At 65.9% G+C, this 15324-nt stretch carries 14 protein-coding genes; 10 read left to right on the top strand and 4 right to left on the bottom strand.

Annotation, left to right across the window (positions count from 1 at the left end):
- Positions 1 to 239 precede the first annotated feature (239 nt).
- The 4 genes from hisI (at position 240) to ABFD92_14165 (ending at position 5014) form a co-directional block, all read left to right on the top strand.
- Positions 240 to 641 carry a phosphoribosyl-AMP cyclohydrolase gene (hisI, locus tag ABFD92_14180; protein ID MEN6505686.1) on the top strand — a complete coding sequence of 134 codons (402 nt, stop codon included), beginning with the start codon at positions 240 to 242 and terminating at the stop codon, positions 639 to 641.
- 8 nt (positions 642 to 649) lie between these two features.
- Positions 650 to 2434, top strand: coding sequence for a potassium transporter TrkG (locus tag ABFD92_14175; protein ID MEN6505685.1), 1785 nt, complete (start codon positions 650 to 652; stop codon positions 2432 to 2434).
- A gap of 62 nt (positions 2435 to 2496) precedes the next feature.
- The gene (locus ABFD92_14170; protein ID MEN6505684.1) at positions 2497 to 4332 is read left to right on the top strand and encodes a potassium transporter TrkG; all 1836 of its coding nucleotides are present in this window, start codon (positions 2497 to 2499) and stop codon (positions 4330 to 4332) included.
- A 4-nt stretch (positions 4333 to 4336) separates the two neighbouring features.
- Positions 4337 to 5014 carry a TrkA family potassium uptake protein gene (locus tag ABFD92_14165; protein ID MEN6505683.1) on the top strand — a complete coding sequence of 226 codons (678 nt, stop codon included), beginning with the start codon at positions 4337 to 4339 and terminating at the stop codon, positions 5012 to 5014.
- Positions 5015 to 5089: 75 nt separating this feature from the next.
- Here ABFD92_14165 and rpiB read toward each other — a convergent pair whose 3' ends face one another.
- Positions 5090 to 5581 (bottom strand): ribose 5-phosphate isomerase B, encoded by a 492-nt coding sequence (rpiB, locus tag ABFD92_14160; GenBank protein ID MEN6505682.1) that lies wholly within the window; start codon positions 5579 to 5581, stop codon positions 5090 to 5092.
- Positions 5578 to 6696, bottom strand: coding sequence for an L-threonylcarbamoyladenylate synthase (locus ABFD92_14155; protein MEN6505681.1), 1119 nt, complete (start codon positions 6694 to 6696; stop codon positions 5578 to 5580). Before ABFD92_14155 ends, rpiB begins: the two co-directional genes overlap by 4 nt.
- Positions 6697 to 6766: 70 nt before the next feature.
- On the opposite strand from ABFD92_14155, the gene ABFD92_14150 reads away from it, so the two are divergent.
- The 6 genes from ABFD92_14150 to purN are packed head-to-tail and all read left to right on the top strand — an operon-like array spanning position 6767 to position 11568.
- Positions 6767 to 7384, top strand: a complete 618-nt coding sequence (locus tag ABFD92_14150) for an HAD family phosphatase (protein MEN6505680.1) — start codon at positions 6767 to 6769, stop codon at positions 7382 to 7384.
- A complete protein-coding gene (locus tag ABFD92_14145; protein ID MEN6505679.1) occupies positions 7381 to 8589 on the top strand; it encodes an ABC transporter permease in 1209 nt (402 codons plus the stop codon). The genes ABFD92_14150 and ABFD92_14145 overlap by 4 nt, the downstream gene beginning before the upstream one ends.
- Entirely contained in the window at positions 8586 to 9263 is a 678-nt protein-coding gene (locus ABFD92_14140; GenBank protein MEN6505678.1) for an ABC transporter ATP-binding protein, read from the top strand. Before ABFD92_14145 ends, ABFD92_14140 begins: the two co-directional genes overlap by 4 nt.
- Positions 9238 to 10050, top strand: coding sequence for a hypothetical protein (locus ABFD92_14135; GenBank protein ID MEN6505677.1), 813 nt, complete (start codon positions 9238 to 9240; stop codon positions 10048 to 10050). Before ABFD92_14140 ends, ABFD92_14135 begins: the two co-directional genes overlap by 26 nt.
- Positions 10050 to 10877, top strand: coding sequence for a hypothetical protein (locus tag ABFD92_14130; protein ID MEN6505676.1), 828 nt, complete (start codon positions 10050 to 10052; stop codon positions 10875 to 10877). The genes ABFD92_14135 and ABFD92_14130 overlap by 1 nt, the downstream gene beginning before the upstream one ends.
- Before the next feature lie 52 nt (positions 10878 to 10929).
- On the top strand, positions 10930 to 11568 hold the full coding sequence (purN, locus tag ABFD92_14125) for a phosphoribosylglycinamide formyltransferase (GenBank protein MEN6505675.1): 639 nt from the start codon (positions 10930 to 10932) through the stop codon (positions 11566 to 11568).
- On the opposite strand, the gene ABFD92_14120 is transcribed toward purN, so the two are convergent.
- Both ABFD92_14120 and ABFD92_14115 read right to left on the bottom strand, forming a co-directional pair.
- On the bottom strand, positions 11569 to 12039 hold the full coding sequence (locus ABFD92_14120) for an SWIM zinc finger family protein (GenBank protein MEN6505674.1): 471 nt from the start codon (positions 12037 to 12039) through the stop codon (positions 11569 to 11571).
- 417 nt (positions 12040 to 12456) lie between these two features.
- On the bottom strand, positions 12457 to 15198 hold the full coding sequence (locus ABFD92_14115) for a DEAD/DEAH box helicase (GenBank protein MEN6505673.1): 2742 nt from the start codon (positions 15196 to 15198) through the stop codon (positions 12457 to 12459).
- Between the last annotated feature and the right edge of the window lie 126 nt (positions 15199 to 15324).

Below are 15324 nucleotides of genomic sequence, written 5' to 3'. Positions count from 1 at the left end.
ACCTGCCGTCGAGGATGAAGATCATGCCCCCGCCGCTGACTGCTTCGTAGCGATGTAGTGAAGACTTTCAGGGCGCTGCCCTTGATAATAAAGCACTTACGTCGCCAACTGCGGAAGTTGGGCTAACCCGGAAACTTCACGCACCGCAGTATCCCGAATCAGCCCAGTCGGAGGGCGAGCGGATGTTGCAGGCGGCGCATCGCCACGATAGCATGCATGTTTAACAGAAGGAGTCTGCTGTGACAGAACTGGAAAAAACCGTCAATGCCCTCAAGTATGACGCCTCAGGTCTGATTCCGGCCGTCATCGTCGACGCCCAGACCAAGACCGTCCTGATGGTGGCGTACATGAACAACGCATCGCTGCTGGATACCATTCGGACCGGCAAGACGCATTTCTGGTCTCGCAGCCGCCAGAAGTACTGGATGAAGGGCGAAAGCTCCGGTCACACGCAGCAGGTACACGCGGTTTACACCGACTGCGACCTGGACACGCTGGTGATCGAGGTCACGCAGACCGGGGCCGCCTGCCACGAAGGGTACCTCTCGTGCTTCTTCCGCCGCCTCAACGACCAGGGTGGATGGGACATCATCGGTGAGAAGCTCTTCGATCCGGAAAAGGTCTACAAGGACAAGAAGTAGCCGCCTCCATGAGCCCGCGCACCATACCTTCGCAGTCCGCCCCGCCGGCCCGCCCCGCCGCCCTGACGGCGGTGACGGCGCTGGCGGCGGTCGTCGCCGCCGCGGTGCTGGTGCTGCGCTACGCGTTGCGCCCGCCGCTTCCAGTGGATGAATTTGCGCTCTTTTCGGCCGCCGTAGCGGCCCTGGGCGTGTTCGTCTTCGACCGCCTGCTGCGCGTAGTGCTGACGAGCGACCACGCCACCGCCCTGCGAGAAAACAGCATCGACCTGCTGTTGATCGTGGCGGCCGCCGCAGCGGCCATCATTGTCAGTCTGCGCGGCGAGGACTTCTGGCCGGTCCTGGCGCTGTCCCTGCTGTACGTGATCATCACGCAGGCGGGCCTGCTGGCCTCGTGGACCATCCGCCGCCTGGGCCAGGGCCGCGCCTCGCCCGCGGCCACGCTGGTAACGATCTTCCTGGCGGCGATCGTCGCCGGAGCGGGCCTGCTGATGCTGCCGGCCGCCACGGGCGAAAAGTCGAGGTTCTTCTTCAGCGACGCGTTGTTCACGGCCGCCAGCGCATTCTGCGACGTCGGCCTGGTTGTCAAAGACACCGGCGTCGACTTCACGCCGCTGGGCCAGGGGGTGATCCTGGTGCTGGTTCAGGGCGGCGGTCTGACAATGATGTTCTTTGCGACGCTGCTGGTGATGCGGGTCATCGCGCCGCAGCGGGTGGCCGGTTCGCGGGACCTGCGCCGCCTGGGCGCCTCGGTCGTGCTGGTGGCATTGGCGCTGGAGGCGCTGGGGGTCGTGCTGTTATATCCGATGTTCGCCGCCCGCCAGGGCGCCCACCTGCCCACCGAAGGTCAGGCCCTGTGGGACAGCATCTATTGCAGCGTCTGCGCGTTCTGCAATGCCGGATTTTCGACGTATCGCGACAACCTGACGGCCGGCGTGGCCGAGGGCTGGCAGCAGCCGCTTCGGTCGCACTGGCAAGTGCCCGGCGTGATTGCGCCGCTGGCGGTGCTGGGCGGGCTGGGCCTGCCGGTGCTGCTGGACCTGGGGCGATGGGTGCGAGGCGGTTTGCGGGGCAAACTGGCGATGCACAGCCAACTGGTGATCGCCGTCAGCGTGCTGCTGCTGATCGGGGGCGCGTGCGGGCTGCTGCTGATCCAGCGAGCCGACACCGCCGGCCAGTCGGTTGGGCGCCACGCGGGCTTCAACACCGCCGGCGCCTCCGAGAGCGACTGGAACACCCTGACGCCGCCCCAGCGCCTGGCGTACTCGGTGTTTGAAAGTGCCACGGCGCGCACGGGCGGGTTGACCGTCCTGAACGTCTCACAACTCAGCGACGCCGGCAAGTTCTGGCTGTGCGGGATGATGACCATCGGCGGCAGCCCCGGCGGAACGGCCGGGGGCATGAAGACGGTCACGCTGGCGGTGCTGCTGGCGGCGGCATGGGGATATCTGCGGCGGCGCGATGATCGGGCGGTTCTCGACGGGGCGGCGGCGCCACTGCTGTCGGCAGCCCTGCTGGCGGCGATCTTCTTTGTCCTGCTGATCGTCGCGACGACGATCCTGCTGTGCATGGTCCAGCCGAAGGGCCAGTTGTTTATCGACCTGCTCTTCGAGGCCTGCAGCGCCTGCACGAGCACGGGGCTGTCCGCCGGGCTGACCGGTCCCTCGACAGGGATCAACGAGTCCGGAAAGCTCATCCTAACCGCGGCCATGATCGCCGGTCGGATCGGCCTGCTGACGATCCTGCTGCGTCGCATCGGCGCGACCCAGAAACCTGAACCACTCGCTATCGCCTGAACGCCTGCCGACGAGGCAACGCGCTGTTGCCTCCGACCGCCATGTCGGCTAGCATTCCTCTTATGAATCGCCCATCACTCGCTGCCCCCGTCCCGCAGCGCCACGGCGCGATCCTGCTGGGGCTGAACATCGTGCTTGCGTTGGCCGCCGCGGGCGCCGTGGCGGTGCTGGTGCTGGAATATGGATTCCGCCCGCCGCTTCCGGTCGGGCGTGATCTGCTTCACCTGTGGGGCATGGTCATCGTGGCGATCTTCGTTTTCGACCGCCTGGCCCGCCTGTTCCTGGCACGCAATCGCCGCGCCTACCTGCGCGAAAAGATGCTCGATTTCATCCTGATGGGATTTGCCGCGGCCGGGATGCTCGTGGCGGCATGGTTAGGCAACTCGCCGCGGGCGATCGTATCGGCCGGCACATTGTACCTGGTGATCACGCAGGTTTACCTTCTGGCGTCGCTGCTGGCGCGCGGGGCGAGCCTGAACCTCCGCTTCGCCGCCAGCGGGATCGCCCCGCCGGTGCTGCTGGCGGGCAGTTTTCTGGGCCTGTCGCTGCTGGGGTCGGGTCTGCTGATGCTGCCGACGGCCCGGGCCGAAACTGCCGCTCCCCTGTCCTACATAGATGCGTTGTTCACCTCCGTCAGCGCCACGTGCGTGACGGGGCTGATCGTCAAAGACACCGGGACGGACTTCAGCCCCTTCGGCCAGGGGGTGATCCTGGCGTTGATCCAGACCGGGGCGCTGGGCATCATGCTTTTTGGAACGGTGCTGGGCCTGGTGGGCCGGCGAGGCCTCTCCCTTCGCAGCAGCGGCGTGCTGGGCGAGATGCTCTCCAGCAGCGACGTCGGCCGCCTTCGCAAGATGGCTCTGTTCGTGGTGCTGGTGACCCTGGCGATCGAGTGCGTCGGGGCGGCGGTGCTGTATCCGATGTTTTCCGCAGCCCACGGCGGCGGCGCGCCCGCCGCGGGTAAAGCCCTCTGGGACAGCGTCTTCCACAGCGTGTCGGCTTTCTGCAATGCGGGGTTTTCGCTGTACAGCGACAGCCTGCGGACGGGGGTTTCGCAAGGCTGGGCCCTGCCTCTGCGGGCCCATTGGCAGGTGCTGGGGGTGCTGGCGCCGCTGATCGTGCTGGGCGGGCTGGGCTTTCCGGTGCTGATGGACGTGTCCCGCTGGCTGCGCGACCGCGCGGGCAGGCTCATGAGCCGCCCGACGCGCGCGGGAGCCCGGGCACGCCTGACGCTGCACTCGCGCCTGATCCTGGCGACCACCGCCGTCCTGCTGCTGGGCGGCGCGGGCGTGCTGCTGCTGGTGCAGCATGACTGGGACGGCGCCGGACCGCTCGGTCGCGTCGGCGCCGCACTGTTCCAGAGCGTCTCGGCGCGCACGGCCGGCTTCAACACCATCGACATGGCCAAGCTCAACAACGCCGGAAAGTTCTGGATGAGCGCGCTGATGATCGTCGGCGGAAGCCCCGCCAGCGCCGCCGGCGGCATGAAAACGGCCACCGTCGCAATGCTGTTCGTGGCCGTCTACTGCGCCATGCGCCGCCGGGAAGAGCTCGAAGTGTTCCACCGCAGCATCCCGGCCCAACTGCTGCGCCGCGCCATCACCGCCGCCACGTTGTACATGACGCTGGTGGGCCTGGTGACGCTGCTGCTGTGCGTCGCTCAGCCGGCGTCGCAGTTCGTCGACCTGCTCTTTGAGGCCTGCAGCGCCTGCGGAACGGTCGGTCTGACCACCGGCGTTTCAGGACCCGGCGCGCCTTTGACCGAGGCGGGCAAGGGCATTCTCATCGCGGCCATGTTCGTCGGACGCGTTGGGCTGCTGACGCTGCTGCTGGCGCTGACGAGCGGCCTGAGGCACGCGGACTACTCTTACCCGGAAGAAAACGTTATTATCGGATGACATCATGGAACGATTCGCCATCATCGGACTGGGACTGTTCGGCAAGAGCCTGGCCACCCGCCTGGCTGAGGCGGGGGCCGAAGTCATCGCCATCGACAAGAGCCGCGACCTGGTCGACGACGTGCGAGACATTGTCGCCGTCGCCGTCAGCCTCGACAGCACCGACGAGCAGGCGCTGATCGCCCAGGGCGTCGACAAAGTCGACGTGGCCGTCGTGGGCATCGGGACGCACTTCGAGTCCAGCGCCCTGACCACCGTCATCCTCAAACAACTGGGCGTGCCCCGCGTCATCAGCCGCGCCACCTCGCGCATCCGCGCCGATATCCTCACCCGCATCGGCGCCGACGGCGTCATCAGTCCCGAGGAAGAATCCGCCGAACGCTGGGCCGGGCGACTGCTGGCCCCGTCGGTGCTCGAACGCTTCGCCATCGCCGAAGGCTTCAGCCTCGCCCAGGTGACCGCCCCCAGGGATTTCTGGAACAAGACGCTGGCGGAACTGGATTTGTCCAAGAAGCACAAGGTGCTGGCCGTGGCGATACGCCGCACCACGCCCGGCGAGGGCGACGCCGTCGCCCGCGAAACCGTCATCTCCGCCCCCGGGCCCGACACGGCCATCCGCGAAGGCGACCTGATGGTCGTCATCGGTCCCGACGCCGCCATCGCCGCACTGCCGCAGTCCTGAGCTGAGCAATTCTCCAAGAAGAAACAACCGACGACGAGGACGAGGCCCCGCACTCCCCGTCCCCGGGCTCTTAGATTACGCCTCGCCCTGCAGACCGTTGTTGGGGTCGTACTGGGTGGGGTCTTTGCCTTCTTCGATCATTCCCAGCTTGCGCACGCGGCGTTCATGGCGACCGCCGCCTTCGAACTGCGTCTCGAGCCAGGCGATCACGATCCGGCGGATGAGTTCGTCGCCGAGCACGTCGCTGGCCAGGCAGAGGATATTGGCGTCGTTATGCCGCCGCGACATCTGGGCGGTCAGTTCGTCATGGCACAGGGCGGCGCGGATGCCGTGGATCTTGTTGGCCGAGATGGTCATGCCGATGCCGCTTCCGCAAACGAGAATCCCGCGCTCGACCTGGTGCTGGGCCACAGCGACGGCCGCCGGATACGCCAGATCGGTATAGTCGCAGGGTTTGGAGCTGTTGGTTCCCATGTCGATGACGTCGTGCCCGAGTTCGGACAGCAGGACTGCGACCATCTCTTTGACGGCATGACCGCGATGATCGGCGGCGATGGCGATTTTCATAGTTGTCCTTTTTCCAGGCGCTGGGCCAACGCCCGGGCAATTTGCCGCGCCGCCTGGCGGTATGTACCGGACCCACCGCCCAGTGGGTCGGAAACCGGCTGGTCTTCGTCCAGCAATTCGGTGCGGCTCACGGCAGACGGGGCGATGCGGCGAACCTCGTCCACGTGCATAGGCGACATGCACAGAAGTATATCGGCCGACGAGGCCAGCTCGCCAGTCAAACTTGTGCTTCGATGGGCGGAGATGTCGGCGCCGAGTTCGGCGGCGGCGTCGATCGCCTCGGGCGTCGCCCTCGCGCCATCGGGCGCCACGATGCCCGCCGAGAGCACGCGATAGCCGCGGCGCGGGAGTTCCTCGCAGCGGCAGCCGAGCTTTGCGGCCAGCATCATCCTGGCCAGGCCCTCGGCGATGGGACTTCGGCAGGTGTTGCCCGTGCAGATGAACAGGATCGTTCGGCTGGTCAGTTCGGCCAGCGTCGCCTCGTCCACGACGCCCTCTCGCAACATTTTCCATCCGCCGGCGGATGAGAACTGCACGATGGTGCTATCCTTGGCGTAGCGAGTGGGCCCGGAGTCGATCAGCAGGTCGATTCTTCCGTCGAGGGTCTCCAGCGCGTCCTGGGCCGTGGTGGCCGACCGCCCGCCGGCCAGGTTCGCGCTCGAGGCCACCACCGGCTCAGCCGCAAGCGAGAGCATCCGCCGCGACAGCGCTGAACTCGGGCAGCGCAGGCCAATCGTCCCTTCGCTGCACAGGACGTCGTAGAGCCCGCGTTCCTGCAGGGAGCCATCGGCCAGACGAGACCCCGCCGGCAGCACGAGCGTAACGGGACCCGGCCAGGCGCGGTCGATCAGTCGCTGGGCGTCGGGCGGCACGTCGGTGACGTACCGCCGCAGGTCCTGGGGCGAGCCCATGTGGACGCTGAAGGGGCGCTTGGGGCGGTCCTTGAGAATGCGAAGGCGCTCCATCGCGTCGGGCAGCGTCGCCAGGGCGGCCACCCCGTAGACGGTCTCGGTGGCAAAGCCCACCAGCCCGCCGGCCTGAAGCACCTGCACGCCTTGCAGGGCGGCCTGGTCGATCTGAGCGTGGCTGTCGTGATGGATGATGTCCGTCTTCATGACCCAGGGCATTGTAGCTTGAGAATCTATCATGTTAAACACTCGTTCCAGCGGGTAAATTGGACAGACGATGAACGGCGCGAGCAACATGGCCTGCCAAGGCGTGATCTTCGACATGGACGGCACGATCGTCGAGCCGCTGCTCGATTTCGACGCCATCCGCGCGCGGCTGGATATCGCGGCCGAGGAGGGAATCATCGAGGCCATCGCCGCCATGCCCGCCCCCCGTCGCCAGCACGCCACGGACTGGCTGGAGGCACAGGAGCTGGACGTTGCCCGCAGAGCCCGTCTGATGCCCGGGGCCGCCGTGACGCTGGCAAGGATTCGCGCCGCGGGGCTCAAGACCGCCCTGCTGACCCGCAACACCGCCGCGGCGATGCGCACCGTCCTGGGGCGCTTCCCCGACCTGGCGTTCGACCTGACGATGTCGCGCGAGGACGCAAAGATCAAGCCCGAGCCCGACGGGATTCTGCTGGCCTGCCGTAACCTCGGCATCGATCCGCACTACACTATCTGCGTGGGCGATTTCCTCTATGACCTGATCGCCGCCAAGGCCGCCGGGGCCGTGGCGGTCCTGCTGGCCCCGGACCGCCGTCCCGATTTCGCCCATCGGGCCGACCACGTCATCGCCAGCCTGGCCGAACTGCCCGCCCTGCTGGGCTCGAACTCCGTGGTGGGACGCACATGATCTACCTGCCCCTGGCCAACATCCTGCACCACTCGCTGCGCAGCGTCCTGTCGGCGCTGGGCATCGGCGTGGGCGTGTGCATGCTGATCGCCCTGGCGGGGCTGGCCAGCGGCACCGTCGGCGAAGTTGCCGACCGATGGGAATCCGTCGATGCCGATCTGATCGTCTTCCCCAGAGGCTGGGGCGACAACGCCGTGAACAAGTCCGGCTCGGCCCTGAGCGACAAGCTGGTCAGCCTCATCCTCGCCTCTCATGGCGACATTGTCGAGCGGGCCGTTCCAGTCTTCACCGACAACGTCAAGTTCGGCCGCCAGAACCAGATGGTCGCCGGCGTGGACCCGCACCAGTGGGACATGCTGTCCGGCGGGCGGCGGTTGTCGGCAGGGCGCCTCTTCGACCGCGACAACCGCTTCGCCGCGTGGATCGAGCAGCAGCTCCTGACTGAGCGCGCGGAGGAGTTGAGCATCGAACCGGCCGACCTGTCATCGCCGCAGCACAACGGGCTGGAGATCGTAATTGACGAGCGTCTGGCGGCCGTCGAGGGCTACCGGGTGGGCGATGTCGTCTCGGGCGCCAATCATCAATGGACGGTCACGGGGATCGTGCCGGCCGGGGCGATGACGCGGGTCTTCATGCCCCGCCGCACGGCGCAGTACCTTTTCGGCAGCGGCAACATTTCTCGCAGCACGCTGATCTTCATCAAGCTCAAGCGCGGCGTCAACGCGGGGCCGGCGGCGCGGGCCATCGAGGCCACTGTCGAGAACGACGTCAAGGGCATCAGCGAATACCGCGGCATGCTGCTGCGCACGTGGAAGATGATGTTCACGTACATCAACATCGTCAACGGGATCGCTGTGGCAATCGCATTCCTGTTCACCATGATCACGCTGTACACGATGGTGCTCCAGCAGCGGCGCGAGATCGCCATCCTCAAATCCTGCGGCGCGGGGTGGGCGTTTATCCTGCGACAGGTGCTGGGCGAGGCGATGCTGCTTGCGGCCGGCGGAGCGATCATCGGCATCGCCCTGAGCTTTGCCGTCAAGCTGGCCATCGAGCGATTCCTCCCGCTGATGACGATCACCATCACCTGGCAGTGGATCGCTATTGCCCTGGTCGCCGCGGCGGCCGGCGCGGCCATCAGCGCCCTGTACCCCGCCTGGCGGGCGGCACGCGTGGACATGATCGAGGCCTTGGCACTGGAATGAGCACGGGCGACTACATCCTGGAAGGGCGCGGGCTGCGCAAGAGCTTCGGCAAAGGCGCCGCCCGAACCGACGTGCTGCGCGGGCTGGACCTGGACGTGCGACGCGGGGAGTTCATCGCCGTCATGGGACCCTCCGGTTGCGGAAAGAGCACCCTGCTGCACGTGCTGGGGCTGATGGCCGTGCCCGACGAGGGCACGGTGCTGCTGGACGGGCTGCCCGTGCCGACCGCCAACGCCGCCCGCACACTACGCCGCCGGCAGGATATCGGGTTTGTTTTCCAGCGGTTCAACCTGCTGGGAACGCTCTCGGCGGCGGACAACATCGCCATCTCGCTCAAGGTGCGCGGGATCGCCCGCGACGGGCGGGCGGCGGAACTGTTCGAGGCCCTGGACATCTCGCACGTCGCGAGGCGAAAGCCTTCGCAGATGTCGATCGGCGAGCAGCAGCGCGTCGCCGTCGCCAGAGCCCTGGCGCACCGCCCCAAGCTGCTGCTGGCCGACGAACCGACGGGCAACCTCGACTCGGCCAACGCTGAGGCGCTGCTGAAACTCTTCCAGACGATCAACCGCCAACAGAACCAGACCATCGTGATGATCACGCACTCGGCAGAGGCGGCCGCCGCGGCCGACCGCGTCGTGGGGATGAAAGATGGACGCATCATTGAAACTCCCTGACGGGACCGCCCATCCGCCGGTGCTGGGGTGGTTCGTCTTCTACGCCATGTGGGTGGCCGCACTGTTCGCCTTGGTGGCGCTGGTGGCCTGTCACGCGCAATGGTCCTGGCCAGGATGGCCCGGCGGTTCGTGGGTGCAGATCAAAACCTGGGCCGCGACGCAGTTCCGCGCCATGGACTGGGACCTCAAGCTGGCCATCTACTTGCTGTACGTGTCGGTGGCCTGCACGTTCGTTCCGCTGAACGTCAACATCATCGCCTCGTTGCTGGCGATGCAGCAGGCGGGACTCGCCCCGGCTGTCCTGGGGCCGCAACACGACGCGTACGCCCTGCCCCTGGTGGTGACGGTGCTGCTGGTAAGCGTTCTCGGCGCCGTGGGCTCGACGGTTGCCAACCTGACTGACTACCATATTTACATGCTCATCTTCCGCAGCAGGCGCGTCGCGAGAATCCGCTCCACGCGGTTGTACGAAAAGGCTTCGCGATGGTTCGCCAAGTCGCCCTTTGGACTGCTGGTGCTGTTCAATATCGCACCGATCCCCATCGACGTGGCGCGCATCCTTGCCGTCGCCGACGCCTACCCGCGCGTGCCCTTCGCAGTCAGCAACTTCGTCGGGCGGTTTATCCGCTACGCCGTCATCGCCGCCGTGACCTTCGTTCTCGGCAAGGAACTCGGGTGGATCGCGCCTGTAAGCCTTTTGGCGGCCGCGGTCGTAATGGTATTATTAAAGCTGATGAAGTCGCTGCTGTGGCGGCCCGCCCGCCGAATAACCCGGGAGACCCTCTGATGATCAATCGCATTGCAATCGTGTCGCTGGCATTGGCGCTGATCGCCGCCTTCGCCGCCTCGCCGCGCCCCTCCGCCGCCCAGCAGGCCGCCGCGGGACCCGCCTCGGCCCCGGCGACGCGCGCCACCGATCCGCGAGCCATGGCCGTTCTCCAGATGCTGGAGAAAGCCGACTACACTGCCCTCGAATGCGACCTGAACTACACCGTTCTCAACCGCAAGCTCGGCGACACCGAGGTCCGAACCGGCAACGTGCTGTATCAGAAGGAAAGCGGCGATAAGGGCGCGATGTTCCGCGTGAACTTCCGCACCTTGGCGCAAGGCAAGGGCCCTGCCGCCAAGGAAGAAGTCGACTACGCCTTCGATGGCAGATGGTTCTGCCTCGCGCGCGGACGAACCAAGACGATCAACTGCGTCGAAGTCGTCGCCGAGGGCGAAAAGCCCCAACCGCTGAAACTGGGCAAGAGCCCCTTCCCCATGCCGTTCGGTCAGCAGGCCGCCGACGTGGTGAAGCTTTTCGACGCTACCACCCGCGAACTGCGCACCGGCGAACCGGCAGGCACCATATACCTGCGCCTGATGCCCCGGGCGGACCAGGCCAAGAACCTCTCCTTCACGCGCCTGGAGATGTGGATCGACCCGGCTCGCAACCTGCCGGTGAAGATCGTTTCGCTCGATCACGCCCGCAATGAGGTGACGGCCCTGTTCAACAACATCAAGATCCTCGACACGCCCATCAAGGACAGCACCTTCCGTATCGGGCGCCGCGCCGGGTGGAACTACACCGAAGAGACCCTCAAGGACGCCCAGAAAAAGGAACCGAAGTAGTTCCCGCGCCACGCCGCTTGCAGCGCAGCATCGTTTGCTGTTTAATCCTGTCGTGAATACGCGACAGGACAGTTCAAACCGCATCCGCATCGGAGTGCTTCTCTCCGGCGGCGGGCGGACGCTGACGAACATTCTCGACCGCATCGGCCGCGGCGAACTCAACGCCCAGGTTGTCGTCGTCATCGCCAGCCGCCCGTGCAACGGCATCGCCCTGGGCGAGCAGTCGAAGATCCCCACGCACCTGATCCCCTACAAGCAGATGCCCGATGTGCAGGCGTACTCCGACGAAATCTGCAAGCTACTCGACGCCGCCAACGTCGACCTTGTCGTCCAAGCCGGCTTCCTCTCACTCTGGCACGTGCCGCCGCACTACCAGGGGCGCGTCATGAACATCCACCCCGCCCTGCTGCCGTCCTTCGGCGGCCACGGAATGTACGGCCACCACGTGCATGAAGCGGTGCTGGCCGCCGGGTGCAAAGTCTCCGGCTGCACCGTGCATTTCGTGACCAACGAGTACGATCGCGGCCCCATCATCGTGCAGAAATGCGTGCCCGTCGAAGAAGGCGACACTCCAGACGCCCTGGCCGCGCGGGTCTTCGAAGCCGAATGCCAGGCGTATCCCAAGGCTATCTCGCTCTTCGCCCAAGGCCGCCTGACCATCGACGCCAGCGTGGTGCATATCCGCGACTGACTAGTCCTTCCGTGCCTTCCGCTTGGCCTTCACTCGCTTCTTCGTGACCTTGGTACGGCTCGTCGCCTTCTTGCTCTTGCGTTTTCCATCTTCAACCTTCCCTTTGACAACGGACGGCACGGGCGAAGGTTGCGATCCATCAATCTCGATGCCGAATACATCGGACAGGTCCGCGTCGGCAATCGTTTTGCTTCCCGAGTCCGCCGCGGATGCCAGCGATTGGCCCGCGGCCGCCTGTTCGACCAGTTCCAGGTGGTCCACGTTACGTAGGACAAACAACAGTTCCGGCTTCTTGTCCAGACGAGCCCCCACGCCGTAGAGAACAGCCGCTACATGCTTGCACATGTCCGCCCAGTCGGGGCACGAGCACTGCAGCGATATCTCCGGCGGGTCGGGGAACAAGCCGTTGTCGCGGTGGGTGATGATCTCCATGACGCCTTGAGAAAGCCGCCCCTGGAGCAGTTCCAGCACCGAAGCGATCTTTCCCGCGCACAGGGCGCTAGGGTCTGCCAGCGGGGCTTGCTCAGCGGCTTGATCTTGACGTCGATGGTGTAGAGGCTCGATCCGCTGACCTTCGCCGTGACATGTCCGGGTTTAATTTCCAGATGCACAACGGACCCATTGCGCACGTAGGTGCGCCCGCGCGGGAGGCGGTTCGCGTAGTCGCTGTACGACTCGAGGTTCTCGCACCACGCCTTGCCCCAGAAGGTGGTGGCAATCTTCCGCCCTTCAATAACCACCGGCGCGATTACATGGCCTTTCTTGGCGAGCTTGGCCATTTCCCGCCTGGCATTGGCGCGCCGGCGAGCGACGGGTACGTAAGGGGCAAAGCCGTAGTAACTCACCATAACTCCTTTCAATGGATCGGCGGATTATACCTCTTGGGCGTCAGACCTCGGAAGTCTTTGATATATCCAACGCGACGAACCGCAGCAATTCGTCATTGCTCATCTCGGTCAACATCCGCTCGGCGCCGCCCTTGCCCAGCAGGTCGTTGGCCAGGCTGACCTTGCTCTCGATCAACTCGTCGATCTTCTCCTCCACAGTTCCGCGGCAGATGAACTTGTGGACCAGGACGTTGCGCTTCTGCCCGATGCGGAACGCGCGATCCGTCGCCTGGTTCTCCACCGCCGGGTTCCACCAGCGGTCGAAATGAATCACGTGCGTCGCGGCTGTCAGGTTCAGGCCGACCCCGCCGGCTTTGAGTGACAGCACGAAGAACGGCGGACCATCCTCCTGCTGGAAGGCATCCACCATCTCGCGACGCCTGGCCACGGGCGTCTGGCCGTGCAGCACCAGCCCCTCTCGCCCGAAGACGCCCTGCAGATGCCCCGCCAACGGGTCGGCGATCTCGCGAAACTGCGTAAAGATCAGGGCCTTCTCCTGCCGCTGGGCCAGTTCCTGACAGATGTCCGCCAGGCGCTGGAACTTGCCGCTGTCGGCCGCCGCGTAGGCGTTGTCGCCCAGCCACTGCGAGGGGTGGTTGCAGATCTGCTTAAGCCGCATCAGGAACGACAGCACGGCCCCCTTGCGGGCGATTCCCGCGCTGATCTCCAGCAACGTCGAAAGCTCCTTGACCGACTGCTCATAGATCGCCGCCTGCCGCGGGCTCAGGCCACAGTACATCTTCATCTCGGTCTTGTCCGGCAGGTCGGCGATGACGCTCTTGTCGGTCTTGAGTCGCCTGAGGATGTATGGCTGAACAAGCGATCGCAGCGGCGCGTAGGAATTGCGCTGCCGCTGCTCGAGGGCTTTGGCGTATTGCCCGAACTCCTTTGCGGAACCCAACAAGCCCGAGTTGAGAAAGTCAAACAGCGACCACAGGTCCCCCAAGCGGTTCTCCACCGGCGTACCGGTCAAGGCGATTCGCGCCGCGGCTTTAAGTTCCTTGACAGCCCGCGTCTGCCGCGTGCCGGAGTTCTTGATCGCCTGGGCTTCGTCGAGGATGACCAGGTTCCACTGCCGCCGCAGCAGCCACTCCAGGCGGGCGGCCATGCCGTACGTGGTGATGACCAGGTCCTGGCGGTCCAGCGCCGCGCCGGGGTCGCTCATGCAGTCCGGCTGTTCGCTGGGGTGGGCAACCCACGCCTCCAGCGAGGGAGCGAATCGCTCGATCTCGGTCCGCCAGTTGGCGATCAGCGACGCCGGAACCACCAGCACGCTGGGGGACAAGGGCTCGCCGCTCTGCCGCCGCGAGCGGACCTCCAGCAGCAGCGCCAGCACCTGCACCGTCTTGCCCAGCCCCATGTCGTCAGCCAGGCACGCGCCAAGCTTGAGTTGCGACAGGAACTCGAGCCAGCGCATCCCGACGTGCTGGTAAGGTCGCAGCGTGGCTTTGAGGTCGCGCGGGGCGCCGCCATCAAGGCGCTGCGGATTGCGAAGAGCCTCCAGCGTCTCGGCCAGCCACGCTCCGGCGGTCACGCGGCTCCACTGCTCCAGCGACTGTTGGGGCGCGTCTTCGGCGCCGTCGCCGGCGCCCACGCCCGACAGCAACCGCATGCCCTCAAAGAACGTCAACCCGCCGTCGCGCACCCGCTGCTCGATGCCTTTCCAGTGTTCCAGTGCGGCGGAAAGCTTCGCCCGATCCACTTCCACCCACTGCCCCTTGAGCCGCACGAGGCCTTCCTCGTCCGCAAGCAGCGCCTGGATATCCTCCTCGCTGAGCGACTGCCCGTCGAGGCAGACGTCAACGCTGTAGTCCAGCAGCGCATCGGCGTTCAGCGCCGCTGTCTTGGCCTTGCCGATGGTCGCGTTGACAACCGGGCGGGGCGGGCGTTTGGCTTTCCACCAGTCAGGCACGCGCACGACCAAACCGGCGTCTTCCATCGCCGGAATCTCCTGCAGGAAAGCGTGCGCTTGACGCGGCGTCCAGGCCAGCGGGCGGTAGATGTCGCCGGAATCCACCAGCGCTTTCACAAGGGCGATCTTCTCGCTGGCCGCCTGGATCGGCGACAGCAGCGCGATCAGCGCCTGGCGGTTCTTCGCCCCGGCGTACTCCTGCAGCGCTTTAGCCATCGGAAGATGCTGAAGCCGACCCTGTGCCGAGAGATGGCTGACATAACTGGCCATGAAAGCGAACGGGTGCTGCTCGTCGCGCTTGTTCTCGGCCAGGTGGAACGTCACGCGACCCACCAGCCGCCACAGCGGGTTCTTCTGCCGAAGGTACGCCTGCGCCCCGCCCGGGAAGAGACGAATCTCGCCGCGCACGAACTCGTCCAGTTCCGTCCACCACGCCGCCAACGCCTCCCCCGAGACATATTCCAGCCCCGTCATCGGCGGGGCCTGCAGACGCCGAAACGCCAGCGCCTCGGCCGGCGGCGCCGCCACCGGCGGCAGTTCCGCAGACGTGTCAAGCCCCGACGCGCGGCACAGGCAGGCCAAGTAGTCGCGAGCCAGATCACGGGCATAGCTCAGCGATGCAGGCAGTGGTGTCTGGAGTTCCGCCGTCGCCAAATGCAGCAGTCCCTGTGGAGCCCCGGCCACAAATGCCGCCTCCACCCGCGAGGCGACGGCCGCCGGCAGCGCCGGCGCCGCGTCGCTTTCGGCAGCAACTTCCACATGCGGGCGCCCCAGCGGCGAAACCGCCAAGGCAATGCGCAGCGCCGGATTATCCGCATCAACCGCAGACACTCATGCTCCCTCGAACCGGAGCAGTATACGGGGTCTTCATCGCCCAGCGGCAACGAATCCTGTCCGTGCGCGTCGCTGCAAGGCATCCGTCGCATCGAGGCGGCGTTGTTGTTTTATGCCGCCCCA

Source organism: Planctomycetaceae bacterium (genome assembly GCA_039680605.1).
In the GTDB taxonomy this organism is placed as follows: Bacteria; Planctomycetota; Phycisphaerae; order SM23-33; family SM23-33; genus JAJFUU01.
The sequence above is the reverse complement of the archived record's forward strand: the minus strand, read 5'-3'. Positions and strand labels throughout refer to the sequence as shown.

Bases quoted from the DNA above. Each gene is read 5' to 3' on its own strand.
- ABFD92_14175 (MEN6505685.1), top strand. From the start codon at position 650: ATGAGCCCGCGCACCATACCTTCGCAGTCCGCCCCGCCGGCCCGCCCC.
- ABFD92_14170 (MEN6505684.1), top strand. From the start codon at position 2,497: ATGAATCGCCCATCACTCGCTGCCCCCGTCCCGCAGCGCCACGGCGCG.
- ABFD92_14165 (MEN6505683.1), top strand. From the start codon at position 4,337: ATGGAACGATTCGCCATCATCGGACTGGGACTGTTCGGCAAGAGCCTG.
- rpiB (MEN6505682.1), bottom strand. From the start codon at position 5,581: ATGAAAATCGCCATCGCCGCCGATCATCGCGGTCATGCCGTCAAAGAG.
- ABFD92_14155 (MEN6505681.1), bottom strand. From the start codon at position 6,696: ATGAAGACGGACATCATCCATCACGACAGCCACGCTCAGATCGACCAG.
- ABFD92_14150 (MEN6505680.1), top strand. From the start codon at position 6,767: ATGAACGGCGCGAGCAACATGGCCTGCCAAGGCGTGATCTTCGACATG.
- ABFD92_14145 (MEN6505679.1), top strand. From the start codon at position 7,381: ATGATCTACCTGCCCCTGGCCAACATCCTGCACCACTCGCTGCGCAGC.
- ABFD92_14140 (MEN6505678.1), top strand. From the start codon at position 8,586: ATGAGCACGGGCGACTACATCCTGGAAGGGCGCGGGCTGCGCAAGAGC.
- ABFD92_14135 (MEN6505677.1), top strand. From the start codon at position 9,238: ATGGACGCATCATTGAAACTCCCTGACGGGACCGCCCATCCGCCGGTG.
- ABFD92_14130 (MEN6505676.1), top strand. From the start codon at position 10,050: ATGATCAATCGCATTGCAATCGTGTCGCTGGCATTGGCGCTGATCGCC.